Annotated in this window: 23 protein-coding genes and 1 pseudogene; 15 read left to right on the top strand and 9 right to left on the bottom strand. The window is 71.3% G+C overall.

Annotated elements, in window-relative coordinates:
- Nucleotides 1-19: 19 nt before the first annotated feature.
- From FB470_RS02280 to FB470_RS02270, 3 genes and pseudogenes are all read left to right on the top strand, one after another.
- Nucleotides 20-637 (top strand): flavin reductase family protein, encoded by a 618-nt coding sequence (locus tag FB470_RS02280; RefSeq protein WP_306988318.1) that lies wholly within the window; start codon nt 20-22, stop codon nt 635-637.
- A gap of 357 nt (nt 638-994) precedes the next feature.
- Nucleotides 995-1,096, top strand: a pseudogene (locus FB470_RS02275) (IS481 family transposase); the annotation flags it as partial.
- A 246-nt stretch (nt 1,097-1,342) separates the two neighbouring features.
- Nucleotides 1,343-2,461 (top strand): IS110 family RNA-guided transposase, encoded by a 1,119-nt coding sequence (locus FB470_RS02270; protein WP_306988316.1) that lies wholly within the window; start codon nt 1,343-1,345, stop codon nt 2,459-2,461.
- Between the two features lie 80 nt (nt 2,462-2,541).
- Here FB470_RS02270 and FB470_RS02265 read toward each other — a convergent pair whose 3' ends face one another.
- The gene (locus FB470_RS02265; RefSeq protein ID WP_306988314.1) at nt 2,542-3,501 is read right to left on the bottom strand and encodes a DNA polymerase domain-containing protein; all 960 of its coding nucleotides are present in this window, start codon (nt 3,499-3,501) and stop codon (nt 2,542-2,544) included.
- An 81-nt stretch (nt 3,502-3,582) separates the two neighbouring features.
- Here FB470_RS02265 and FB470_RS02260 point away from each other — a divergent pair, with 81 nt between their 5' ends.
- Entirely contained in the window at nt 3,583-4,437 is an 855-nt protein-coding gene (locus FB470_RS02260) for a serine/threonine-protein kinase (protein ID WP_306988312.1), read from the top strand.
- A gap of 1 nt (nt 4,438) precedes the next feature.
- Here the strand turns inward: FB470_RS02260 and FB470_RS02255 are convergent, their stop codons facing one another.
- Nucleotides 4,439-4,897, bottom strand: coding sequence for a GNAT family N-acetyltransferase (locus tag FB470_RS02255; protein ID WP_306988310.1), 459 nt, complete (start codon nt 4,895-4,897; stop codon nt 4,439-4,441).
- 87 nt (nt 4,898-4,984) lie between these two features.
- Between FB470_RS02255 and FB470_RS02250 the strand changes: the two genes are divergently transcribed.
- Together FB470_RS02250 and FB470_RS02245 are read left to right on the top strand one after the other, a co-directional pair.
- Complete coding sequence (locus tag FB470_RS02250; protein ID WP_306988307.1) at nt 4,985-5,518, top strand: DUF1360 domain-containing protein; 534 nt, start codon at nt 4,985-4,987, stop codon at nt 5,516-5,518.
- 59 nt (nt 5,519-5,577) lie between these two features.
- Nucleotides 5,578-6,966, top strand: coding sequence for an aldehyde dehydrogenase family protein (locus FB470_RS02245; RefSeq protein ID WP_306988305.1), 1,389 nt, complete (start codon nt 5,578-5,580; stop codon nt 6,964-6,966).
- A 26-nt stretch (nt 6,967-6,992) separates the two neighbouring features.
- On the opposite strand, the gene FB470_RS02240 is transcribed toward FB470_RS02245, so the two are convergent.
- Nucleotides 6,993-7,988, bottom strand: a complete 996-nt coding sequence (locus FB470_RS02240) for a LacI family DNA-binding transcriptional regulator (protein ID WP_306999024.1) — start codon at nt 7,986-7,988, stop codon at nt 6,993-6,995.
- A gap of 179 nt (nt 7,989-8,167) precedes the next feature.
- On the opposite strand from FB470_RS02240, the gene FB470_RS02235 reads away from it, so the two are divergent.
- The 4 genes from FB470_RS02235 to FB470_RS02220 are packed head-to-tail and all read left to right on the top strand — an operon-like array spanning nt 8,168 to nt 12,711.
- Nucleotides 8,168-9,460, top strand: a complete 1,293-nt coding sequence (locus FB470_RS02235) for an ABC transporter substrate-binding protein (protein ID WP_306988304.1) — start codon at nt 8,168-8,170, stop codon at nt 9,458-9,460.
- Between the two features lie 19 nt (nt 9,461-9,479).
- Complete coding sequence (locus tag FB470_RS02230; RefSeq protein ID WP_306988303.1) at nt 9,480-10,460, top strand: carbohydrate ABC transporter permease; 981 nt, start codon at nt 9,480-9,482, stop codon at nt 10,458-10,460.
- Nucleotides 10,457-11,299, top strand: a complete 843-nt coding sequence (locus FB470_RS02225) for a carbohydrate ABC transporter permease (protein ID WP_370876436.1) — start codon at nt 10,457-10,459, stop codon at nt 11,297-11,299. Before FB470_RS02230 ends, FB470_RS02225 begins: the two co-directional genes overlap by 4 nt.
- Nucleotides 11,300-11,301: 2 nt before the next feature.
- Nucleotides 11,302-12,711: a GH1 family beta-glucosidase gene (locus FB470_RS02220; RefSeq protein WP_306988302.1), complete on the top strand. Its 1,410-nt coding sequence runs from the start codon at nt 11,302-11,304 to the stop codon at nt 12,709-12,711.
- A gap of 60 nt (nt 12,712-12,771) precedes the next feature.
- Here the strand turns inward: FB470_RS02220 and FB470_RS02215 are convergent, their stop codons facing one another.
- From FB470_RS02215 to FB470_RS02190, 5 genes are all read right to left on the bottom strand, one after another.
- Nucleotides 12,772-13,494, bottom strand: coding sequence for a PP2C family protein-serine/threonine phosphatase (locus FB470_RS02215; RefSeq protein ID WP_306988301.1), 723 nt, complete (start codon nt 13,492-13,494; stop codon nt 12,772-12,774).
- A gap of 91 nt (nt 13,495-13,585) precedes the next feature.
- Nucleotides 13,586-15,463 (bottom strand): ArnT family glycosyltransferase, encoded by a 1,878-nt coding sequence (locus FB470_RS02210; RefSeq protein WP_306988300.1) that lies wholly within the window; start codon nt 15,461-15,463, stop codon nt 13,586-13,588.
- Nucleotides 15,460-16,983 carry a sensor histidine kinase gene (locus tag FB470_RS02205; protein WP_306988299.1) on the bottom strand — a complete coding sequence of 508 codons (1,524 nt, stop codon included), beginning with the start codon at nt 16,981-16,983 and terminating at the stop codon, nt 15,460-15,462. The genes FB470_RS02210 and FB470_RS02205 overlap by 4 nt, the downstream gene beginning before the upstream one ends.
- Nucleotides 16,984-17,405: 422 nt before the next feature.
- Nucleotides 17,406-17,846, bottom strand: coding sequence for a protein-tyrosine phosphatase family protein (locus FB470_RS02195; protein ID WP_306988297.1), 441 nt, complete (start codon nt 17,844-17,846; stop codon nt 17,406-17,408).
- A complete protein-coding gene (locus FB470_RS02190; RefSeq protein WP_370876435.1) occupies nt 17,839-18,258 on the bottom strand; it encodes a MarR family winged helix-turn-helix transcriptional regulator in 420 nt (139 codons plus the stop codon). Before FB470_RS02190 ends, FB470_RS02195 begins: the two co-directional genes overlap by 8 nt.
- Nucleotides 18,259-18,308: 50 nt before the next feature.
- On the opposite strand from FB470_RS02190, the gene FB470_RS02185 reads away from it, so the two are divergent.
- Complete coding sequence (locus FB470_RS02185; RefSeq protein WP_306988295.1) at nt 18,309-18,641, top strand: SRPBCC family protein; 333 nt, start codon at nt 18,309-18,311, stop codon at nt 18,639-18,641.
- 4 nt (nt 18,642-18,645) lie between these two features.
- Here the strand turns inward: FB470_RS02185 and FB470_RS02180 are convergent, their stop codons facing one another.
- Nucleotides 18,646-20,184 carry an FAD-binding oxidoreductase gene (locus FB470_RS02180; protein WP_306988293.1) on the bottom strand — a complete coding sequence of 513 codons (1,539 nt, stop codon included), beginning with the start codon at nt 20,182-20,184 and terminating at the stop codon, nt 18,646-18,648.
- A 219-nt stretch (nt 20,185-20,403) separates the two neighbouring features.
- Between FB470_RS02180 and tig the strand changes: the two genes are divergently transcribed.
- The 4 genes from tig to clpX all read left to right on the top strand — a co-directional run bounded on the left by tig (nt 20,404) and on the right by clpX (nt 24,734).
- Nucleotides 20,404-21,795, top strand: a complete 1,392-nt coding sequence (tig, locus tag FB470_RS02175) for a trigger factor (protein WP_306988292.1) — start codon at nt 20,404-20,406, stop codon at nt 21,793-21,795.
- A gap of 143 nt (nt 21,796-21,938) precedes the next feature.
- Nucleotides 21,939-22,553: a ClpP family protease gene (locus FB470_RS02170; protein ID WP_020420753.1), complete on the top strand. Its 615-nt coding sequence runs from the start codon at nt 21,939-21,941 to the stop codon at nt 22,551-22,553.
- Between the two features lie 26 nt (nt 22,554-22,579).
- On the top strand, nt 22,580-23,209 hold the full coding sequence (locus FB470_RS02165) for an ATP-dependent Clp protease proteolytic subunit (protein ID WP_306988290.1): 630 nt from the start codon (nt 22,580-22,582) through the stop codon (nt 23,207-23,209).
- A gap of 229 nt (nt 23,210-23,438) precedes the next feature.
- Complete coding sequence (gene clpX, locus FB470_RS02160; protein ID WP_191245034.1) at nt 23,439-24,734, top strand: ATP-dependent Clp protease ATP-binding subunit ClpX; 1,296 nt, start codon at nt 23,439-23,441, stop codon at nt 24,732-24,734.
- The last annotated feature ends 7 nt before the right edge of the window (nt 24,735-24,741 follow it).

The following is a 24,741-nucleotide window of genomic DNA, read 5'->3' as shown; positions in this document are numbered from 1 at the left end:
CCGCTCCTAGCCTGGCCGCATGGACACCCTGACGAACCAGCACGTCGTGATCAGCCCGAGCATCCTGTACTTCGGCACCCCGGTGGTGCTGCTGTCCACCGAGAACGCCGACGGCGGGCACAACCTGGCGCCGATCTCCTCGGCCTGGGCGCTCGGACAGGTGGTCGTGCTGGGCCTGGCCGCGGATTCGCACACGGTGACCAACCTCCGGCAACGCCCGGACCTGGTGATCAACCTGCCCGGTCCCGGCCAGTGGCGGGCGGTGGAGCGGCTGGCGCCGAGCACCGGGGCGAACCCGGTGCCGGACCGCAAGCGCGGTGCCTTCCGGTACGAGCCGGACAAGTTCGGTGCGGCGGGGCTGCGGCCGGTGGACTCCGACCTCGTCCGGCCGCCACGGGCCGCGGAGTGCCCGATCGCGCTGGAGGCCCGTGCCGCCGACATGGCGGACGGGCACGGGGGAGGCTTCGTGGTGGTGCAGGCCCAGGTGCTCCGGGTGCACTGCGACCCCCGGCTGGTGGTGCCGGGCACCCAGCACGTCGACCCGGCGGCGTGGAGCCCGCTGATCTACAACTTCCGCCACTACTTCGGCCTCGGCCCGGAGCTGGGACACACCTTCCGGTCCGAGACCCCTCGCTAGGGACAGGTCACGGTCCCCGCCGTCTGATCGACGGTGAAGTCGTCGCCGGCATCGGTTTGATCACGAGGCTGCGTCCCCGATCGGTGGACACCACTCGGTCCGGGGCGGCTTTCCGGATGAGACGCCACCGCCCGCCGGTCCGTCAGGGCCTGGTGTACTTGGCCAGGACGTTGGTGGCGGGTTGGTGTTGACGTGGGGAGGGGCCTCCGGTTGGGGTGTGGCTTGGCTTGTCTAGGACTCACGCCAGGCCGGAGGCTCTCGTGTGCCGCGGTGATGCCCGCACGACGTTGCAACCTGCCCAAGAAAGACCACCGCGGTGCGGTATGAGCGCGACCGGCCGGGCGAGCTGGTGCGTACAACGCCTGGGCCTACCGCTGGTCACTCCGGCCAATCTGCCCCGAGCACGGCATCCGGCAGACGTTCATCAAGCCCCACTGCCCCTGGCAAAACGGCAAAGTCTGTGAAGACTTAGCTCGGTGCTGCACCGGATCGGTCTGACCCTGGTCAAGGTATGACCTATCGATAGTGGTGGTGTCCTGCGTTCGATTTGTCGGCCGGCTCCGGTGCAGCACTGTGGTGCGCACCGGCCAGGCGGAGCTGACCTGATAGGAGCTTGGGCTAGAAGCCCCCGTCGCAGACTTGTCGCCCCGCCCGGCCGGTTCGCTCCATCCGTGAGATCAGCCCTAACGGAGGAGCACATCCAGCATGACAACCCAGATGGCTATAGAGCCAGCAGCTGGTGCCGTGATCGGCGGCGTCGATACCCACAAGAACACTCACTACGCGGCGGCGGTCGATGACCACGGCCGCCTGTTGGGTCATCGGGAGTTCCCCGCCAATGACCGCGGCTACGCCGACCTTCTGGCATGGGTTCAGGAACACGGCGAGGTAGGCGCGATCGGGGTCGAGAGCACCGGATCTTTCGGCGCCACGCTGACTCGGTTCCTTACCGCCCGGGAGATTCGCGTGGTCGAGGTCAACCGGCCCAACAGACTGGCACGGCACATGGACGGCAAGTCCGATCGGCTCGATGCCGAGCAGATCGCCCGGGCTGTCCTCGGCCAGACTTCGACGGCCACCCCGAAAGCCAAGTCCGGCCTGGTCGAGGTCATCCGGACCCTTCGGGTGACTCGTTCCAGCGCAGTCAAGGCACGCACCAGCGCATTCAACACACTGTGGGGCGTCATGATCGGGTCACCCTCTCCGTTGCGCGACGAACTTGTCGTGCTGAGCAAGAAGACGCTGGTCAACCGATGCCTGCGGCTGCGGCCGGAGACGGAGGACCTGCTCGGCCTGGCAACAACCCCAGGCCGGCTATTGATGGCCGGAGTCAAGGCCACCCTACGGGGCCTGGCACGCCGCTGGAAGCAACTCGATGATGAGATCAAGGCCCTCAACAAGCAGATCGGGGCCCTGGTCCACGCAGCGGCACCCGAACTGGTCGAACTGCACGGTGTCGGCGTCGAGATCGCGGGCCAGTTCCTCGTCACCGCAGGCGACAACCCCGAACGCATCCGCAACGAAGCCGCCTTCGCCAAGCTCTGCGGTGTCGCGCCCCAGCCGGCCAGCAGCGGACGCACCACCGGCCGACACCGACTCAGCCGCGGCGGCGACCGCGCCGCAAACAGTGCCCTCTACATCGTCACGATCGTCCGGATGCGTCGCCACCAACCGACCCGCCACTACGTCGAGCGGCGCACCGCCGAAGGCCTGCGCAAACGCGAGATCATCCGCTGCCTGAAGCGCTACATCGCCCGGGAAATCTATGCCAACCTTCCCCGACCATCCACGGCCTCCGTCACACCCCCTCCGACAGCGGCTTGACGAACATAGGAGCATCGAAAGCTACAACGGCGGCCACCCACCCACCAGCCGACTGCCACCAACCTGATGGCCAAGTACACCTAGGAGCCCTGCTCGCGGCGCGCGCGGGCCCGGCGTTTGCCCTCGTGCATCGCCTGGACGCGGGCGATCGGGATGGTGCGGCCGTGTTCGATCAGGTCCTCCGGCAGCTGCTGCGGCGCCGGCAGCGAATCGGTCCACGGGTCGGAGGTGCCGAGCAGCCGCGCGGTCTCGCGCAGCGTGAAGTCGGCCGGCCGGACGTTCTCGATGTCGCTCCACGGCACCGGGAACGAGACCGGCAGGCCGGGACGCACCCGCGGGCTGTACACCGCCACGACCGTCGCCCCGCCGGCGCGGGTGGAGTCGAGGAAGACCTTGCCGCCGCGGTCCTCGCGGATGAACGCGGTGGTCGCCAGGTCCGGATCGAGCCGTTCGGCGCGGGCGGCCAGGGCGCGGGTGGCGGCCGCGGCCTGCTCGGCGTCGGCGTCCCGCACCGGCACGAACACGTGCACGCCCTTCGACCCGCTCGTCTTCACCGCGCCCGCCAGGCCGCAGTCGGCCAGTGCCTGGCGGACCAGCAGCGCCGCGCGCACCGCGAGGCCGAAGGCCGCCGTCCCCTCGGGCGGGTCCAGGTCGAGCACCAGGTGCGACGGGTGGCCCAGGTCCCCGGCCGGCGCGAGCGTCGGGTGGTACTCGATGGCGCGCTGGTTGCCGAACCACAGCAGCGTGCGGCGGTCGTCGCACAACGCGTACGAGACCTCGCGGTGTGAGGACTCGGCCCACATGCTCACCCGGGGCACCCACTCCGGGGTGTACTTGGGCAGGTTCTTCTGCATGAACGGGTCCTGCCCGCGCAGCACCCGCACCACCGACAGCGGACGGCCGCGCAGCGCGGTGATCATCCGGTCGGCCACCGCGTCCAGGTAGTCGATCAGATCGCGTTTCGTGGCACCGGCTTCGGCGAACAGGGTCTGGTCGAGGTTCGTCAGCGAGACGCCGTCCCGCACCTCCGCGCTGCTCATCGCACCACTCTCGCCCACTCGGGCTCGCGCGGCCATCCCCGGCGGGGTTTGCCGCCACTTCCCCAGGGGTAGCGCTGCGGTGTGGACATCGGGGAGCGGTACCGGCTCGGGGAGCGGATCGGCGGTGGCGGCAGCGCCGACGTCCACCGCGCCTGGGATCGCGTCGCCGGCCGCGAGGTGGCGGTCAAACTGTTCCGCGCCGGCGCCTCCGCGGCGCAGAAACGGCGGCAGGAACAGGAACTGCGCATCCTGGACCGGCTGCGGCACCCGGGTCTGATCCCGCTGTACGACTCCGGCGTGCGGGACGGACGGGCCTACCTGGTGATGCGGCTGGTTCCCGGGCCGTCGCTGGCCGACCGCATCGCCGACGGCCCGCTGCCCGTCGACGAGACCCTCGAACTCGGGTCGGGGCTGGCGGACGCGCTCGCCCACGTCCACCGCGCCGGCATCACGCACCGCGACGTGAAACCGGCGAACGTCCTGCTCGCGCCGGACGGGCCGGTGCTCGGTGACTTCGGTGTGGCGCAGGGGCTCGACGGCGCGCGGTTCGCCACGAGCAGCGCCGTGGTGGGCACCGCCGCGTACATGGCGCCCGAGCAGGTGCGCGGCGCGCCGGTGGGGCCTCCCGCGGACGTCTTCGCGCTGGCCCTGGTGTTGCTGGAATGCCTGTCCGGGCACCGCGAATACCGGGGTTCGCTGACCGAGTGCGCGGTGGCGCGGCTGCTTCGGGAGCCCAAGGTGCCCGACGGATTGCCGCCGCACGTGGCGGATGTGCTGACCCGGATGGGGAACCGTGATCCCTCGGCCCGGCCCGAGGCGCGTGAGGTGGCGGGGGTGTTGCGCGCACCCGCCCCGGCGGTGCTGCGGCCGCGGCGCAGGCGGGGTCTGGCGGACGTGGTCAAGGCGGCCGCCTCGGTGGCGTTCTCGCTCGGCTGACTCAGACCGCCTTGCTCATGTGCACCAGGGAGCCGTTCAGGAAGGGCTCCTCCCGGTCCACGCGGTAGCCGAGCCGGCGGTAGAAGCGGATGTTCTCGGTGAACTTCGAGTTCGTGTAGAGGCGCACGCCGGGCAGGCCCATCGACTGCGCCAGCAGGTCCGCGTGCCGCATCAGCAGGCGTCCGTACCCCGCGCCCTGGTCCGCGGGCCGCACCGCGACGTTCTCGATCAGCAGGTGGTCGACCGCCGGGATCATTTCGATCAGCGCGACCAGCCGGTCGTCCTCGTAGAGCAGGTCGATCCGGTGGGTGGTGACGGCCTGCCGGTAGTCCGTCTGCATCGGGAGGGGTTCGCGGTGGATCAGGTCCACCCACTTTTCGTAGGCGGCGTGGACCAGGTCGCGGATCGCGTCGGCGTCCTCGGGCGTCGCGCGGCGGAAGAGGTACTTGTGGTGTGGCATGGCTCCTCCTTCCGGGCCGGGCGGTTGCCCGCGGACCCGGGGGGTACCCGGTTGGCCGGACGAACAGCCGGACTTACAGGAGAGCGTATGGCGCAGCACGCCGGACTCCGGGACCTCGCCGCCGCGGGTCGCGCCGAGGCCGACGCCTACCGCGGGACGAACGACCGTCCGCTGGGCGGTTATCTCTTCATCATGCTCGTCTACACGTCGATGGTGGTGACCGCGGCCGTCGCGGCGCTCGTGACGGGCCGGAAACTGCCGCGCGACCTGCGGGTCTCCGACATCGTCCTGATGGCGATGGGCACCCACAAGCTGTCCCGCACCCTCACCAAGGACGCGGTCACCAGCCCCCTGCGCGCCCCCTTCACCCGCTACGCGCACACCGGCGGGCCCGCCGAGGTGATGGAAGAGGTGCGCAAGCCCACAGGGCTCCGGCACAGCATCGGCGAGCTGCTCAGCTGCCCGTTCTGCCTCGACATGTGGGTGGTGACCGGATTCACCATCGGCCACGTCTTCGCGCCCCGCGCGACCCGGCTGGTCGCGGCGGCGTTCGCGGCGCTGACCGGCGCGGACTTCCTGCAACTCGCCTACGCGAAGGCCCAGCAGATCGCGCAGGGCTGATCGCTTCCGCGTGTTACCGGAGTGGAGCAGGGGTACTCGCACCCCGGACAGGAGGTGCGATGACTGAGCTGTTGACCCGGGAAGACGCGCCGGGGGCGATCGAGGTGCACGACCCGGCCAGTGGCGAGCTGGTGGGCCGCGTGACGTCCGCGACCGAGCAGGAGGTCGCCAAGGCCGTGCGCGCGGCGCGGGCGGCGTTCGCGGAGTGGCGGCGGACCCCCGCGGCCGAGCGGGCGGAGGCGTTGAAGGCCGCCGCCGCCGAGCTGCGGGACCGCGCGGACGAGCTCGCCGAGATGAACACCCGCGAGACGGGCAAGGTACCCGGCGACGCCCGCGGTGGTGTCCTCGCCGGTGCCGGGACGCTGGAGCAGTACGCCGAGCTCGGCCCGGCCCACCGCGGCCGCAGCCTGCAGGGCGGCTGGGACGCGACCGACCTGATGGTGCCCGAGCCGCGCGGTGTCGTGGTGGCGCTGACCCCGTGGAACGACCCGGTCGCGGTGGCCTGCGGGCTGCTCGGTGCGGCGCTGGCGACCGGCAACGTCGTGGTGCACAAGCCGAGCGAACGGTGCCCGCACGTCGGGCGGATGCTGACCGGCCTGCTCGCGCGGCACCTGCCGTCGGACGTCCTGCAGTGCCTGGACGGCGACGGGTCCGTGGGCGCGTGGCTCGCCGAGTGCGACGACGTCGACGTGATCGCGCACGTCGGCAGCACCGCGACCGGACGCTCGGTCGCCGTCGCGGCGGCGCGCACCGGCGCGAAGGTGCTGCTGGAGAACGGCGGGAACGACGCCCTGATCGTGGACGCCGGGGTCGACCCGCGCTGGGCGGCGTCGCAGGCCGCGCTGGGGGCGTTCGCCAACGCCGGCCAGATCTGCGTGTCGGTCGAGCGGATCTACGTGCACCGCGAGGTGGCGGGGGAGTTCCTGGACGCGCTGGTCGCGGAGGCCGGCAAGCGCCCGCACGAGGTACCGATGGGGCCCCTGGTCGACGAGCGTCAGCGCGACCACGTGCACGGCCACGTCACCGACGCCCTCGAGCAGGGCGCCGAGTTGCTCGCCGGGGGAGTGCCGCCGGACGGGCCGGGGGCGCGCTACCCGGCGACCGTCCTGAGCGGCTGCACCCCGTCGATGCGGGTGATGAGCGAGGAGACCTTCGGGCCGGTCGCCCCGGTGCGCGTGGTCGACGACTTCGACCAGGCGCTGGCCGAGGCCGCGGACGACCGGTACGGCCTGACGGCGACCGTGCTGACCGAGTCGATGTCGCACGCGCAGCGGGCGTGGCGCGAGCTGCCCGTGGGCACGGTGAAGGTGAACAACGTCTTCGGCGGCGCGCCCGCCGGGGCCGCGCACCCGCGGAAGGCCAGCGGCGAAGGGTTCGGGTACGGGCCCGAGCTGCTCGACGAGATGACCGTGACCAAGGTCGTCCACATCGGACCGGCCGGCGGCTGACGTTCGGCCACGGGTGACGCGTCGCGTCAGGCCGACTCGCGCCGTGTCAGGGACACCGGCAGCACCTGCCGCCGCGGCCGGAGCGCCTCGCCGGCCAGCAGGGTCGTCAGCGTCGCCACCATCTGGCGCACCTGCGCGGCCGGGTCCTGGTGCACGGTCGTCAAGGGCGGGTTCGTCGCGGCGGCGAGCGCCGGGTGGTCGTCGAAACCCACGACCGCCACGTCGGAGGGCACCGCGCGGCCCGCGGCGCCCAGTGCCTGCAGCACGCCGGCCGCCATCACGTCGCTCGCCACGAAGACCGCGTCCAGGTCGGGGCGCCGGGCCAGCAGGCGGTCCATCGCCACGCGGCCACCGTCCAGGGTGAAGTCCGCCTCCTCGGCCAGACCGGACGTCTCCAACCCCGCGTCGGCCAGGGTCTTGCGCCAGCCGGCCAGGCGGTGCACCGCCGCGGTCTGGTCCTGCGGTCCGGCGACCGTCGCGATGCGGCGGCGGCCCAGGCCCACCAGGTGCTCCACCGCGAGCCGCGCGCCGGACTCGTTGTCGAAGTCGATCACGTGCACCCCGCGCGCCACCCCGCCCGCCGGGCCGCCGAACACCACCGGCACCCGCAGCAGCCGCAGCGCGCGGGGGAGCGGGTCCGCCTGGTGCGGCGCGAACACCAGCGCACCGTCGACGTGGCCGCCCTCCAGGAACCGCAGCGTCCGCGTCAGGTCGTCCCGCCCGTCGCAGAACATCAACACCATCTGGATCCCGTTCGCGGCCAGCTCCCGGTACCCGGCGCGCATCACCGCCGTCCGGTAGGGGTCACCGAGCAGGACCTCCTCGGGCTCGGACAACACCACCGCGACCGCGCCCGTCCGGCGCGTCACGAGCGACCGGGCGGCCTGGTTGGGCGAGTAGCCGAGGTCCGCGGCCGCGGCGCGCACCGCCTCGCGGGCCCGAGCGCTGACGTTCGGGTCGTCGTTCAACGCCCGGGAGGCGGTCGAGCGGGAGACCCCGGCGAACGCGGCGACGTCCTCCAGGGTCGGCCGGCTCTCGTGGTTGCCGTGTGCGGTCACCGCGTCACCTTCCGCCGTTGATGGGAGCGCTTCCAACGATAACCCATCTTGACACGGCTGTGTGTCTGGGGACACACTCATGCCCGTTCTGGGAGCGCTCCCAAAATCTCCCTCCCTGGAACCCCACGAGTTAGGGAATCGACGTGCGACATCTTCACAAGGGCGTGAGCTTCGCGATCGGACTGGCGGTGCTCGGCGCGAGCCTCACCGCGTGTGGCGACGACGGCTCCTCCGGGTCGTCCGGCACCGGGCAGATCGAGCTGTCCATCGGCACCTTCACCGAGTTCGGCTACGAAAACCTGCTCACCGAGTACGAGCAGCTGCACCCCAACATCAAGATCACCCACCACAAGACCGGCGAGGGCGGGCCCTACCACCAGAACCTGATCACCAAGCTGGCCGCGGGCAACGGGCTGGAGGACGTGGTCGCGGTCGAGGAGGGCCACTTCTCCGACATCATCGACAAGTCGTCCAAGTTCAACGACCTCACCGAGATCGGTCCGAAGGACGTGACCCCCGACCGGTGGCTGGACTGGAAGTACGAGGCCGGTAAGGACAAGGACGGCCGGCTGATCGGCTACGGCACCGACATCGGCCCGCTGGCGCTGTGCTACCGCAAGGACCTGCTGCAGGCCGCCGGGCTGCCCTCGGACCCGGAAGGCGTCAAGTCGCTGTTCGCGACCTGGGACTCCTACTTCGCGGCCGGTGACCAGTACGTGGCGCACACCGGCGGCAAACCGTGGTTCGACGCGTCCTCGCAGCTGTACAACTCCATGGTCAACCAGCTCGACACCGGTTACCTGGACCGCGACGACAAGCTGACCATCGAGTCCAACCCGGGCATCAAGGCGGCCTGGGACCGCATCACCGGCGCCATCCAGCGCGGCCAGTCCGCGAAGCTCATCGCGTTCAGCAACGAGTGGAAGACCGGATTCCAGCAGGGATCCTTCGCCACCACCGTGTGCCCGTCGTGGATGCTCGGCGTGGTCGAGGAGAACGCCGGTCCGGGCAACGCCGGCAAGTGGGCCGTCACCGACGCGTTCCCCAACGGCGGCGGCAACTGGGGCGGCTCGTACCTGACCGTGCCCAAGCAGAGCCGGCACCCGAAGGAAGCGGCCGAGCTCGCGGCCTGGCTGACCGCGCCCGAGCAGCAGCTCAAGGCGTTCCAGGCGCGCGGCAACTTCCCCAGTCAGGTGCAGGCGCTGACCTCGCCGCAGCTGCTGCAGCAGACCGAGCCGTACTTCGGCGACGCCCCGGTCGGCCGGCTCTACGCCGACCAGGCCAAGAAGGTGACCCACGCGCAGTACAAGGGCCCGGGCGACGGCCAGATCCAGGAGAACGTCACCAGCCCGGCCCTGCAGGCGGTCGAGCAGGGGACGCCGCCGGACCAGGCCTGGCAGCAGGTGGTCGACGGCGCCAAGAAGATCGTGAAATGAGGCGAGGGGGAACAGGCCGATGACCACCGTGGTCGAGAAACCGCCGCGGCAGGAAGTGCCGCCGGAGCCGGCGAAACCGTCCTGGCGGCACCGGTTGTCGCGCTGGGACGTGAAGTTCTCGCCGTACCTCTACATCGCACCGTTCTTCGTGGTGTTCGGCCTCACCGGCCTGTTCCCCCTGCTGTACACGGCTTACGTGTCGCTGTTCGACTGGGAGATCGGCGACGACGACCCGAAGTTCATCGGGCTGGAGAACTTCGCGACGCTGCTGGGCGACCCGCAGTTCTGGAACGCCGTCGTCAACACGGTCTCGATCTTCCTGCTCTCCAGCGTGCCGCAGGTGATCATCGCGGTCCTGCTGGCCGCGCTGCTGTCGTTGCGGCTGCGGTTCCCGGCCGGCTGGCGGGTCGGGATCCTGCTGCCGTACTCGGCCAGCCTGGTCGCGCTCGGCATCATCTTCGCCAACCTGTTCGGCCCGCGGTTCGGGCTGGTCAACGCCCTGCTGGAGACGTTGGGGCTGGACCGGGTGGAGTGGCAGGCCAACCGGTTCGCCAGCCACCTGGCCGTCGCGACGATGGTCAACTGGCGCTGGACCGGGTACAACGCGCTGATCGTGCTGGCGGCGATGCAGGCGCTGCCGCGTGACGTGTACGAGGCCGCGGTGGTCGACGGCGCGGGCGCGGTGCGGCGGTTCTTCTCGATCACGCTGCCGATGCTGCGGCCCACGTTGATCTTCGTGGTGGTCACCTCGACCATCGGCGGGCTGCAGATCTTCACCGAGCCCAAGCTGTTCGACGCCATGCCGGGGTCGAACAACGGCGGTTCCCAGCACCAGTTCCAGACGTTGACGCTGTACCTGTACCAGTCGGCGTTCGAGGGCTTCGACCTCGGCTACGCGTCGGCGATCGCGTGGCTGCTGTTCCTGCTGATCGTGCTCATCGCGCTGGCCAACTTCCTGATCACCCGGCGGCTCGCCGCGACGACGGGACTGAAACGATGACCGTACGGATGCTGCCCCGCCGCCGCGGCGGTTCGCGCTTCTTCGTCTACGCCACGCTGATCGCGTTCGTCGCCGGCTCGCTGTTCCCGTTCTACTGGTCGTACCTGGTGGCCAGCCGCGACACCGGCATGCTGTCGGACCACCTGCCGCCGCTGCTGCCGGGCGGCAACTTCTGGGCCAACGCGAGCCGCGTGTTCGACTCGGTGCCGTTCTGGAAGGCGCTGGGCAACAGCCTCATCGTGTCCGGGACGGTGACGCTGACGACGGTGCTGTTCTCCGCGCTGGCCGGATTCGCCTTCGCCAAGATGCGGTTCCGCGGGTCGAACGGGCTGTTCGTGTTCATCGTGGTGACGCTCGCGGTGCCCACGCAGCTGGGCGTGATCCCGCTGTTCATCGCCATGTCGGAGCTGGGCTGGGCCGGGCACCTGCAGGCGGTGATCGTGCCGAACCTGGTCACCGCGTTCGGCGTGTTCTGGATGCGCCAGTACATCGTGGACGCCGTGCCGTACGAGCTGATCGAGGCGGCACGCGTGGACGGCTGCAGCGTGTTCGGGACGTTCGTGCACGTCTGCCTGCCCGCGATCCGCCCGGCCGCCGCGGTGCTCGCGATGTTCACGTTCATGATGTCGTGGAACGACTTCCTGTGGCCGCTGATCGTGCTCGACGCCGGCAACCCGACCGTGCAGGTGGCGCTGGAGAAGCTGCAGAGCGGTCACTACGTCGACTATTCGCTGGTGCTGGCCGGGACCACGCTGGCGACCATTCCGGTTCTGATCGTTTTCCTCCTGCTCGGCCGCCAGATCGTGGCCGGGATCATGCAGGGTGCGGTGAAAGGGTGAGCATGTCGGTTGTAGGCGAAGAGGTCACCGCCGGGCTGGAGTTCCCGCCCGGGTTCGCGTGGGGGGTCAGCACGGCGGCCTTCCAGATCGAAGGTTCGACCACTGTGGACGGTCGCACCGACTCGATCTGGGACGCGTTCTGCCGGCGTCCGGGGGCGGTGGCGGGCGGCGACACGGGGGAACCGGCCGCCGACCACTACCGCCGTTTCCGCGAAGACGTGGCGCTGATGACCGAACTCGGGCTCGGGGTCTACCGGTTTTCGCTGGCGTGGTCCCGGGTCCGGCCGGACGGCGGCGCGCTCAACCCGAAGGGCCTGGACTTCTACGAGCGGCTGGTGGACGAACTGCTCGGCCACGGCATCACGCCGTGGGCGACGCTGTACCACTTCGACCTGCCGCAGGCGCTGGAGGAGCGAGGCGGCTGGGCCGAACGCGATTCGGCGTACCGCTTCGCCGAGTTCGCGTCGTCGGCGGCGGAACGGCTCGGTGACCGGGTGCCGTTCTGGTCCACTTTGAACGAGCCGTGGTGCTCGGCCTTCCTCGGTTACGCGCGGGGGATCCACGCGCCGGGGCGGCGGGAACCGCGGGCGGCGGTCGCGGCGGCGCACCACCTGCTGCTGGCGCACGGCCTCGGGCTCGCCGAGATCCGGCGGTACGCGCCGGAGGCCCGGTCCGGGATCACGCTGAACCTGTACCCGGTGCGGGCGGCGTCGGACTCGGCCGCGGATGTCGACGCGGCCCGGCGCGTGGACGGGCTGCAGAACCGGCTGTTCCTCGATCCGGTGCTGCTCGGCCGGTACCCGGAGGACCTGCTGGCCGACCTGGAGCCGTTCGGTTTCGGGGCGTGCGTGCGCGACGGGGATCTGGCCCTGATCGGAGCGCCGATCGACCAGATGGGCATCAACTACTACCGCGGCTACGAGGTCACCGGCACGCTGCGGCCCGGCGTCGATCCGGGCGGCCTGGAGTGGGTGGGGGCCGACGGGATCGGTTTCGTGCCCGACGCGGCGGCCTCGGTGACGCACTCGGGTTGGTCCGTGCAGCCGGACGGGTTGACCGAGACGCTGCTGCGCGTGCACCGCGAGTACCCGGCCGTGCCGCTGTACGTGACGGAGAACGGTGCGGCCTACGCGGACTCCGTGCGGCCGGACGGCTGGATCGACGACGTGGACCGGGTGGAGTTCCTGGCCGCCCACCTCCGGGCGGCGCACGCGGCGCTGGCGCAGGGAGTTGACCTGCGGGGCTTTTCGTACTGGTCGCTGCTGGACAACTTCGAATGGGCGGAAGGGTATTCGAAGCGGTTCGGCCTGGTCCACGTCGACTACCGGACGCAGGTCCGCACGATGAAGCGGAGTGCGCACTTCTACGCCAAGGTGATCCGCGACAACGCGGTGCCGCTGACCGCGGGGTGATGTGGTCTCGCCGGTGCCGGCTCCCCCGCGACGGCCGGGGTCGCCGTCCCGGACCGGGACTCAGGCCCGGGCGATGGTCGGCAGCGGGGTCGTCGCCAGGTCGGGCAGGCTGGGGGCGAACTCGGCCATCAGGGCGGTCGCGTTGTCCTGGCCGCCCGCCGCCAGCGCGGCGTCCACCAAGGCCTGGGCGCCGTTCGACGGCACGCGGAGCAGCTCGGCCATCGCGGCGCGCGTCAATGCCTTGTGGACCCCGTCGCTGGTGAGCAACAGCCCGGCCGGCCCCACGGTCTCCGCGTCGCCGAACTCCTCCGGCCGCGCGGTCCGCACGCTCGTTGTGACCAGGTGCTCCATCCGGACGGTGGGCACCTGGCCACGGTCGCGGAAGTACTGCGCCAGCGTGTGGTCCCTGGTCAGCTGCCGCAGCGAGGCGCCGTCCCAGGAGTACGCCCGCGCGTCCCCCACCCAGGCGACCCGGTAGCCGCCGTCGAAGGGCGACGCGACCACCAGGACGCAGTCGCCGCCACCGGGGTCGGCCCGCACCGCGCGCTGAGCCGCCGCCAGCGCGGCCCCCGGGCCCTGCGACGCGGGCACCTGCACCGCGGTCGACACGGCGATGCGCGCGGCCCGTGCGGCCGACCGCGCGTCCCCGATCCCGTCGGCCAGGGCGAACACGACCTCGCCGGTGCTCGGGTCGGTGTAGGCCGCGGTGGCGTCGGCGTTCACCGCACGCGGGCCGCGCGTGGTGGCGGTGCCCCAGACGGGGCTGCGGGTGAGGCGGTGCATGGGGCCTCCTTCCTGCTGTTGTACCTCCACCATCGGCCACACGCCTGAGTTCAGCCTGTGCCCGCTGTGAAGCCCGCCTGTGATTTCCGGGTCAGGTCAGGTCGTACACCGTCACACCGTCCACGGTGGTCGGTGTGAAGGTGGCCGCCACCCATCGGGCGATCTCCTCGGCCGCGTCGCTGCCGCCGGTGCTGGTGATCTGCGTGGGCTCGCCGATGAAGTAGTGGATCCGCCCGCTCGCCACGTACTGCTGGAACTGCGCCGGTGTCGGGGACGGGTCGGTGCCGTTGAACCCGCCCAGCGCCATCACCGGGAAGCCGGACGCCAGCTGGTAGCTCGCGGCCGGGTTGGACCCGACGGTCGCCGCGACCCAGGTGTGGTTCTCCGCGTCCGCCTGCAGCAGCGCGATCATCTCCGCGCCCGGTGTGGTGCCCGTGAGCAGGCTGCCGACGCCGCCGCGCATCCCGCCACCGTTGCGCGGCCCGCCCCGGCCACCGAATCCGCCGAACCCGCCGCTGCCCGGCCCCGCGGACGGGATCGCGCCGGAGTGCGGGGTCGCCGCGGTCGCGACCGTGTAGGCGCCGGTCCCGGCGAGCGTGGCGACGAGCGCCACCACCGCCACCCCGCGCGCACCGGCCCGCGGCAACCGGTCGGACACCACGATCAGCACCCCCGCGGCCAGCCCGGACAGCAGCACGACGTACTTCAGCCAGGGCAGCCAGGTGGAGTCCCGTGTCAGCAACAGGTACGCGGTCAGCGCCGTGAGCACGACCCCGCTGGACAGCAGCCCGGACGCGATCGGGTGCGAGCGGGCCCGCCACAACCGCACCGCGCCGGTTCCGGCGAGCGCGGCGACCGCCGGGGCCAGCGCGAGCGTGTAGTAGGGGTGGATGATCCCGCTCATGAAGCTGAACACGCCGCCGGTGACGGCGAGCCAGCCGCCCCACACGATCGTCGCCGCGCGCGTGCGGTCCGTCCGCGGCGCGCGCCAGGTCAGCCAGACGAGCGCGCCGATCGCGAGCGCGGCGGCCGGGAGCAGCCAGGCGATGCCGCCGGCCATCTCGCTGCCGAGCAGCCGTGCCCAGCTGCCGCTGCTCTGCGCCCCGCCCAGGCTGCCGACCTCGTCGCCGGTGATCCGGCCGACGCCGTTGTAGCCCAGGGTCAGCTCCAGGATGCTGTTGCTCTGCGAACCCCCGATGAAGGGCCGCGAGGACGCGGGCCACAGCTCGACGACCGCGAGGTACCAGCCGGCCGAGACGACCAGCGCCCCGAGCGCGCCGAGCAGGTGCAGCAACCGCTTGCGCACCGACGTCGGCGCCGCGACCAGGTAGGCGATCCCGAACGCCGGCAGCACCAGGAACGCCTGCAGCATCTTGGCCAGGAAGCCGAACCCGACGGCGACCCCGGTCAGCGCGATCCACTTCGGACTCGCCTGCTCCAGTGACCGCACGACGCAGTACGCGCCGAGCACGAGCAGCAGGACCAGCAGCGCGTCGGGGTTGTTGAACCGGAACATCAGCGCGGCCACCGGCGTCAGCGCGAACACCGCACCGGCGAGCAGCCCTGCCGCCGGGCCGGACACCCGGCGCACCGTCGCGAACAGCGCCCACACCGAGCCGACGCCCATCAGCGCCTGCGGCACCAGCACGCTCCACGAGCTGAGCCCGAACAGCCGCACGCACAGGCCCATCACCCACAGCGCCGCGGGTGTCTTGTCCACGGTGATCGAGTTCGCCGCGTCGCTGGAGCCGAAGAACCACGCCGTCCAGTTCTCGCCGCCGGCCTGTGCGGCCGCCGAGTAGAACGCGTTGGCCCAGCCGGACGCGCTCAGCCCCCACAGGTAGAGCACCGCGGTGGCGATCAGCAGACCGGCTAGCGCCGGGCGCACCCGCACAGGCCGGTGCAGGCCGGGACCGGCGGGCGGTTCGGGGGCCGGGGGTGCGGAGTCGCGCTCGGCGAGGGCCGTCATGAGTTCACTGTGATCGGCCGAGCTTGGCCGTCGTTGTGCCGTTCCTGTGAGACAGCTGTGCGCGGCAACCGGACCTCGAATTCGGTGCGGCCAGGTCTGCTGTGCACGCTGACGCTGCCGTGGTGCGCGGACACGACGGCGGCGACGATGGCCATGCCGAGACCGGTGCTGCCGGCCGCGCGGGAGCGCGAGGAGTCGCCGCGCGCGAAGCGCTCGAAGACGTGCGGCACCAACTCCGGCTCGATTCCCGGGCCGTTGTCGGTGACCGTCACGACCGCGTCGCCGTCCGCGGACACGGCCAGCCGGGTCGTCACGATCGTGCCGGGCGGGGTGTGCGCGCGGCCGTTCGCGAGCAGGTTGCCCAGCACCTGGTGCAGGCGCTGGGCGTCGCCGGGCACCACGACCGGGTCCGGCGGCAGCTCGAGCCGCCACTGGTGCCGCGGACCGGTGATGTGCGCGTCGCCGACGGCGTCCGCGATCAGCCGGGTCAGGTCGACCTCGCCGTCGTCCAGCGGGCGCCCCGCGTCGAGCCGGGCCAGCAGCAGCAGGTCGTCGACCAGCGTCGTCATCCGGTCCGCCTCGGACTCGACGCGGCTCATCGCGTGCGCGAGCTCCGGCGGCACCCGGCCGTTGCTGCGCCGCGTCAGCTCGGCGTACCCGCGGATCGCGGCGAGCGGCGTGCGCAGCTCGTGACTGGCGTCGGCGACGAACCGGCGCACCCGCATCTCGCTGGTGGCGCGGGCGTCGAGGGCGTTGTCGATGTGCACCAGCATCCGGTTCAGCGCGTACCCGACCTGACCGACCTCCGTGGACGGATCGGTGTCGGTGACCGGGACGCGCACGGACAGGGCGACGTCACCGCGGTCCAGTGGCAGCTCGGTCACCTTCGACGCGGCGTCGGCGACCCGGTCGAGCGGGCGCAGCGTCCGGCGCACCACGAACGCGCCGACGAAACCCGCGCCCACCACGGCGATCGCGGCGACGGCGCCGAGGATGACGCCGACGGTCAGCAGCGTGTCGTCGGCCTGGTTCATCGGCAGGCCCAGGAGCAGCACCGAGCCGTCGTCGAGGGTCGCGATCACCCGGTAGTCGCCGCCGGACAGGGAGATGGTGTGGGGGTGGCCGTCGACCGGGACGTGCGGCAGGGCGGCGGCGTCGGCGGGCGGCAGAGCCTGGGCCTCGTTCTCCGGGGAGCCCGGGACGGGCGCCAGCGTGGCCGCTTCGAGGACCTGGTCGCCGGACAGCCGCGCGTACAGGGTGCCGGTCGCGGTGCCCGGGATGTGCAGCGGATCGTCCCCGGCGGGCCTGTCGAAGTGGCGGGTCCGTTCGACCGCCTCCCGCACCTGGGCGTCCACCTGCTCGGTCAGGAACCTGCTCAGCGCGAACTCGCTGATCACGCCGACCACCAGGCACACCACGGCCAGCAGTGCGACGAGCGCGGCGATCAGTTTCGTCCGCAGCGGCCGGACGCGCCGCGATCGCGTCCCGGCCCGCCGGCGGGCCGGGTGGGGCACGGTCATGCCCCGACGATCCGTCCGGATCGTGTGTGGTCCTTGTGTGGTGCCTGTGCGCAACCTGTGTCCGCCCGGGCACAGAACCCTTCATGCGCCTGACGCCTCCGCGACGACGCCGGTCGGGCCCGGCGGCATGCAGATGGATCCAGACGCCGAGGACCCGGCGCAAAGCGGCGCGTTCACCGGCGCCGCTAGCGCGAAAAGCGCCTGACCCACCGGCGTTGCCACGGGGTTTCCACGGCCCGCGGGTGGTGGTGCCGGCGGGTCCAGGCCACGGCTTCGGCGGGGTCCGGCCTGAGCCCCTATGGTCGCCCCGGGGGTCATCGGCTGCGTTCTCGGCGCCTCACCACTGGACCCGGAGCGGATCCCGGCGCGTTCGCCGGCGGCCTGCACACTCGGGTCGCTGGTCACTCCCGCCGGGCGCGCCGCTACCGCGGGAAGCGCCTGACCCACCGGCCTTGCCACGGGGTTTCCACGGCCCGCGGGTGGTGGTGCCGGCGGGTCCAGGCCACGGCTTCGGCAGGGTCCACCCCGGCCAGGATGGCCAGGCACGAGATGACGGTCCCGGTCCGGCCGATCCCGCCGGCGCACGCCACCTCGGCGGCCTCGCCGGCCCGCACCCGCTCGTACAGGCCGCGGATCTCGTGCACGGCGGCGTCGTGGTCGCGGGGCAGCCGGAAGTCCGGCCACTCGAGCCAGGTGTGCGGCCAGTGCAGGCCGGCGTCGTGAGCGCTGCGGAGGCGGTCGGTGCCCAGGTACAGGCCGTAGTCCGGCGCCGGGCCGGCCGGTGCCGGATCGCGCAGGCCGCGCCCCCGGATCCGGGACCCGTCGGGCAGCTCGATGCTGCCGGGCAGGGGAGTGTCACCCATCGCCGTCCCCGTTCGCGAGGCGGGCGAGCATGGCGCGGAAGCTGCGCTGCTCGGCGCTGCTGAGCGGCCCCAGCAACTCCTCCTCCAGCGCGCGGATGTCGGCCTTGACGGCGGCGTGGCGGGCTTCGCCGTCCGGGGTCAGCCGCACGGTGTGGGCGCGGCGGTCGGCCGGGTCCGGTTCCCGCACGATCAGCCCCTCCCGCGCGAGCTCGTCGAGCAGCCGGATCAGGCGTGTCTTGTCGTAGCCGATCGCAGTGGCCAGCGCGAGCTGCGAGGTGGCCGGCCGGTCGGCGAGGCGCGACAGCGCCGCGTACGCCCACATGGAGAGCCCGTGCGCGCGCAGCACGGGTTCCTCGGCCTTCATCAACCGCCGCACGATGCGCGCCAGCGACGCGCCCAGGTCCTCTGTCACACGGAAATCGTAGAGTGACAAGACGATAAGCAAGAGCGTACGATACGCACATGCAGACAATCACCGAGACGATTTCGATCGCCGCCGAGCCCCGCACCGTCTTCGACCTCGTGTCCGACCCCCGGCAACTGCCCCGCTGGGCTCCGGGGGTGGACCACACGCGCGTGACCGTCCGCGCCTCGCGCGAACACGGCACCGTCGACTTCTTCGCCGCGGAGGGCCCGGGCCCCGGCGTCTACACCCGGGTGCTGCCCAACGGCGAGGGCGTCGAGTACCAGTTCACGATGTTCTTCCCGGAGGGCACGCCGCAGACCGCGGTCGCCGAGCAGGTGTCGGTCGTGCGGGGCGAGCTGAAGGCCGTGCGCGAGTTGTGCGAGGCGTGACCGGTCAGCTCCGGTGGAAGTGCTCCACGTGCACGGCGCCGTCCGGGACGCCGTGCTCGGCCAGTGCGGCCCGCACCGGCTCGGCGACCTCCGGCGGCGCGCACAGCAGCCACTCGTCCACCTTCGCCGGGTGCAGGCGGGACTCGAGCAGTGCCCGGATGCGGCCCGGGTCCAGCCCGCCGGGCAGGTAGCGCTCGTAGGAGATCGCCAGCGCCTGCCCGATGCTGTCGAACGGTTTCGACCCGCGCGCGTGCCGCAAGCTGGGGTCGCGCTCGTCGGTCCGGTAGTGCAGCACGCGCAGCCGCCCCTCGTAGCGGCGCGTGCACTCGGACAGTTCCTCGGCGAACAGCGTGTCGTCGCCCGACCGGTTCACGTACAGCAGGGTGACGCGGTTGCGGGGCGCGGTCTCGAGCGCGTGCACGACGACGGGCAGCACCGGCCCGATGCCCGATCCGGCGGCGACCGCGACGACGTGCCGGGCGTCCCGCGGCCGCGTCGGCAGGGTGAACGTCCCCGACGGCGGCCGGGCGAGGACCCGGTCGCCGAGCCGCAGCCCGAGTGCGTGCCCCGAGAACCGGCCGCCCGGCACCCGCTTGATCGCCACCCGCAGCTCCGGCTCGCCGGGGCTCGCGCAGATCGCGTAGCTGCGGTCCACCCGCTCGCCGTCGATCACCGCGCGCAGCACCAGGTGCTGGCCCGGCTGGAAGCGGAACAGCTCCCGCAGCTCACCCCGCACCGCGAGGGTCACCGCGACGGCCTCGCCGGTCAGCCACCGCACGCCGGTCACGGTCAGCGGGTGGAACTCCGCCGGCGCCTCCGCGGCCGGCGGCTCCGGGGAGCGGGGCGAGGGGATCTCCACGTAGCGGCAGAACGGCTGGCCGGGCAGCTCGGCGTGCCGGCGGTGGTACCCGGTCGGGCGCCACCAGTCGTGGCACCACGACACCAGCGCGAGCGCGAGCCGCTGCGGCAGGAGGTAGACCACCGTCAGCTCCCACCCGTGCCCGGTGCCGACCACGGCGGCCAGGACACAGGGCAGGAACACGAGCATCGCGAGCATCTCGGCGCTCTCCGCGACCGGCCGCGCCGGCGTGGACAGGTAGCGCCACGCGTGCCAGAGGTCCACGGTCGCCCAGCGGAACGGCAGCGTCCACGCCGGGCCGCGCGTGTTCCACGGCGTCAGGTGCTCCGGCGACCCCGAGCGGTGCTGGGTCAGGTGCACGTAGCGGGCGGCGGGGAAGCCGCCGAACGGCGACACGAACGGCACGGCCAGCCGCCCCAGCGTCGCGTTCACCCACGTCAGGCTGCCCGCGGCGTGGTGGGCGGCCTCGTGCAGCACGGTGAACAGCGCGACCACGGCCACTGTGTGCAGCGGGACGGTCGCCCACACCGGCAGGTGCCAGACCAGGCTCAGCCAGGTCGCCCAGCCCCACACGACGAGCGCGCCGGCGAACAACGCCACCGTCGGCACGACCACCGCGGGCAGGCGCGTCCGCGGCTTCGCCTGCCCCGGCGAGCGGCCCTGGACCTGGGCATCGGCTGTCACGGACCGGGCTCCTGGGGACGGCGGGACGGGCGGATCACGACGGTAGACAAACCACGAGGAAATGTAAACGGAGACCCGGTGCGCCGCTGCCCGGCCCGGCCAAGCAGGGCCGGGCCGGTGCTGTCAAGTCGCTGGCCTAGACTCGGCCTTTGGGCACCGCCGTGCCCGCTTGTCGGCTACCACCCGAAAACCAGGTTTTCACGGCTCGAGGAGAACACGTTGAAGAGCACCGTCGAGCAGCTCAGCCCGACGCGAGTCAAGATCAATGTCGAGGTGCCGTTCGACGAACTCAAACCGAACTTCGACCGCGCCTACTCCAAGATCGCCCAGCAGGTCCGCATCCCGGGCTTCCGCCCCGGCAAGGTGCCCGCTCGCGTCCTGGAGAGCCGGATCGGCCGCGCGCCGGTGCTCGATGAGGTCGTCAACGAGGCCATCCCGGCGAAGTACCTGGAGGCGGTCCGCGCCGGCGAGGTGCGCACCCTCGGCCAGCCCGACTTCGAGGTGACCAAGCTCGAGGACCGCGAGGTGCTGGAGTTCACCGCCGAGGTGGACATCCGCCCCGAGATCACCCTCCCCGACTTCGAGGGCCTGACGGTCAGCGTCGACGACGTCGAGGTGACCGACGAGGAGGTCGACGCCGAGCTGGACCAGCTCCGCGCCCGCTTCGGCACCCTCAAGAGCGTCGAGCGCCCCGCCCAGGACGGCGACTTCGTGTCGATCGACCTGGCGGCCACCGTCGACGGCCAGGAGATCGAGGAGGCGGCCACCAGCGGCCTGTCCTACGAGATCGGCTCCGGCCAGCTGGTGGACGGCATCGACGAGGCCATCATCGGCGCCAACGAGGGCGAGACGAAGACCTTCACCACCAAGCTGGTGGCGGGTGAGTACGCCGGCCGCGACGCCGAGGTGTCGGTGACCGTCCAGAGCGTCAAGGAGCGTGAGCTCCCCGAGGCCGACGACGAGTTCGCCCAGCTGGCGAGCGAGTTCGACACCATCGACGAGCTCAAGGCCGACCTGCGCGAGCGCCTGGGCAAGATGAAGAAGGTCCAGCAGGGCGTGCAGGCTCGGGACAAGATCCTGGACTCGCTGCTGGAGACCGTCGACGTCCCGCTGCCGGAGAAGGTCGTCGAGGCCGAGGTCGAGAACCGCAAGCACGACGCGATCCACGACCTGGACCACAGCGAGGAAGCGCTGGCCAAGGTGCTGGAGTCCCAGGGCAAGACCCTCGAGGAGTTCAACACCGAGCTGCAGGCCGACGCCGAGAAGGCGGTGCGCACCCAGCTGCTGCTCGACAGCGTCGCCGACGCCGAGCAGGTCCAGGTGGGTGACGCCGAGCTGACCGAGCGGATCATCTACCAGGCCCAGCGGTTCGGCGTCAGCCCCGACGAGTACGTCCAGCGCGCCCAGCAGTCCGGCCAGCTGTCCGCGATCTTCGCCGACGTGCGCCGCGGCAAGGCGCTGGCGTCGATCGTCCGGAAGGCGACGGTCACCGACGGCTCGGGCGCCGAGATCGACCTGAGCGACCTCTTCGGACCCGACGAGGAGGAGGCCCCCGCGGCCGCCACTGAGACCGAGGTCACCGAGGAACCCGCGGCTGCTTCCGAGAAATAAAGCTGTCAGCGAACTTGGGCGGTGCCGGGCATGCCGGGCCGCCCGAGTTCGTTAGGGTCGATTACAAGATCTCAGCATCTTCGACAGTGCACAGTGGATCTCCCTCCCGGGGGAGGGCCACAGCGGTGAAAAGGCAGGCAGACGTGACGCAGCACAAGGCAGAGGCACGCAGCTCGACCGCGGGCCTCAATCTGACCGACTCGGTGTACGAGCGGCTGCTCCAGGAGCGCATCGTCGTCCTCGGTTCCGAGGTCAACGACGAGGTGGCGAACCGGATCACCGCGCAGCTCCTGCTGCTGTCCGCGGAGGACTCCGAGTCGGACATCCGCTTCTACATCAACTCGCCGGGCGGTTCGGTCACCGCCGGGTTCGCCATCTACGACACGATGCAGCTCATCGAGCCGGACGTGGCGACCTACGCGATGGGCCTGGCCGCCTCGATGGGGCAGTTCCTGCTGTCCTCCGGCGCCCCCGGCAAGCGCTACTCGCTTCCGCACGCGCGCATCCTGATGCACCAGCCCTCGGCCGGTGTCGGCGGCACCGCCTCCGACATCGCCATCCAGGCCGAGGTCTTCGGCAAGTGGAAGCAGGAGCTGGCGCGCATCACCGCCGAGCAGACCGGTCAGTCGGTCGAGCAGATCATCGCCGACGGCGACCGGGACCGCTGGTTCACCGCCGAGGAGGCGCGGGAGTACGGCTTCGTCGACCACGTCCTCACCCGGGAGAACCAGCTCCCGTCCAGCAACGGCAGCCGCTGACCGGGCCTGACGAGGAGAAAGCTCTCATGAACAACTTCCAGCTTCCGCAGTCCCGGTACATCCTCCCGTCGTACGTCGAACGCACCAGCTACGGCGTCAAGGAGTCGAACCCGTACAACAAGCTGTACGAGGAGCGGGTCATCTTCCTCGGCGTGCAGGTGGACGACGCGTCGGCCAACGACGTGATGGCCCAGCTGCTGCACCTCGAGCACGAGGACCCGGACCGCGACATCACGATCTACATCAACTCGCCGGGTGGCTCGTTCACCTCGCTGATGGCGATCTACGACACCATGCAGTTCGTGCGCCCGGACATCCAGACGGTCGCGCTGGGCCAGGCCGCCTCCGCGGCCGCGGTGCTGCTGGCGGCCGGCACGAAGGGCAAGCGGCTCGCGCTGCCCAACGCCCGCGTGCTGATCCACCAGCCGGCCACCGAGGGCACCTACGGGCAGGTCTCGGACCTGGAGATCCAGGCCAACGAGATCCAGCGGGTCCGCCGCCTGATGGAGACCACGCTGTCCAAGCACACGAACAAGAGCGCCGACGAGGTCCGCGCGGACATCGAGCGCGACAAGATCCTCACCGCCGAGCAGGCCAAGGAGTACGGCATCATCGACGAGGTGCTGCCGTACCGCAAGGCGTCGCAGATCGGCTGACGCCCGGCCCCGAGATTCCGGCCCCGGGCCGGTGCGTGTCGTACCCCGCGCGTACCGGCCCCCGGTTTAGGGTCTCGGGGCGGCCGGGGCCCGCTGGTCCTCCCGCGCGGCGCCGCGGGCGGGTACCGTCTAGGGACAGCGGCCACGTTTTCCCGCTGGCTCGGCGGCGAGGGCAGGAACACGACCAGGTGTGCCGGCAGGTGCACCGGAGGGGAACAGGTCAACGGTCATGGCACGGATCGGCGACGGCGGGGACCTGCTGAAGTGTTCTTTCTGCGGGAAGAGCCAGAAACAGGTGAAGAAGCTCATCGCCGGACCTGGCGTCTACATCTGCGATGAGTGCATCGACCTGTGCAACGAGATCATCGAGGAGGAGCTGGCCGAGGCCGGCGACGTCAAGCTCGACGAGCTGCCCAAGCCGCTCGACATCCACGAGTTCCTCGACCAGTACATCATCGGCCAGAGCGACGCCAAGCGGACGCTCGCCGTGGCGGTGTACAACCACTACAAGCGCATCCAGTCCGAGGACAAGACCGGTCCGAAGGACGCGAAGGACGAGCCGGTCGAGCTCGCCAAGTCGAACATCCTGCTGCTCGGGCCCACCGGCTGCGGCAAGACCTACCTCGCGCAGACCCTGGCGAAGATGCTGAACGTGCCGTTCGCGATCGCGGACGCCACGGCGCTCACCGAGGCCGGGTACGTCGGCGAGGACGTCGAGAACATCCTCCTCAAGCTGATCCAGGCCGCCGACTACGACGTCAAGCGCGCCGAGACGGGCATCATCTACATCGACGAGGTCGACAAGATCGCCCGCAAGTCGGAGAACCCGTCCATCACCCGTGACGTGTCCGGTGAGGGCGTGCAGCAGGCGCTGCTGAAGATCCTGGAGGGGACGACGGCCTCGGTGCCGCCGCAGGGTGGCCGCAAGCACCCGCACCAGGAGTTCATCCAGATCGACACCACGAACGTGCTGTTCATCGTGGCGGGCGCGTTCGCGGGCCTGGAGAAGATCATCAATGAGCGGGTCGGCAAGCGCGGGCTGGGCTTCGGCGCCGAGATCCGCACGAAGGCCGAGATCGACGAGAGCGACGTCTTCTCCGACACCATGCCCGAGGACCTGATCAAGTTCGGGCTGATCCCGGAGTTCATCGGCCGGCTGCCGGTCGTGGCGAACGTGACGCACCTGGACAAGCACTCGCTGGTCCGGATCCTCACCGAGCCGCGCAACGCCCTGGTGAAGCAGTACAAGAAGCTCTTCGAGATGGACAACGTCGAGCTGGAGTTCACCAAGACGGCCCTCGAGGCGATCGCCGACCAGGCCGTTCTGCGCGGCACCGGTGCCCGTGGTCTGCGCGCCATCATGGAAGAGGTGCTGCAGCCGGTCATGTACGACATCCCGAGCCGCACCGACGTCGCCAAGGTCGTCATCACCGAGCAGACGGTCCGCGAGAACGTCAATCCCACGATCGTGTCGCGTCAGCCGTCGCGCCGCCGCAGCAGCGAACGTGGCGAGAAAACCGCCTGATCTGCGT

The organism is Amycolatopsis thermophila (assembly GCF_030814215.1).
GTDB lineage: Bacteria > Actinomycetota > Actinomycetes > Mycobacteriales > Pseudonocardiaceae > Amycolatopsis_E > Amycolatopsis_E thermophila.
Note: the sequence above shows the minus strand (reverse complement) of the source record. Positions and strands in the feature narration are given on the sequence as shown.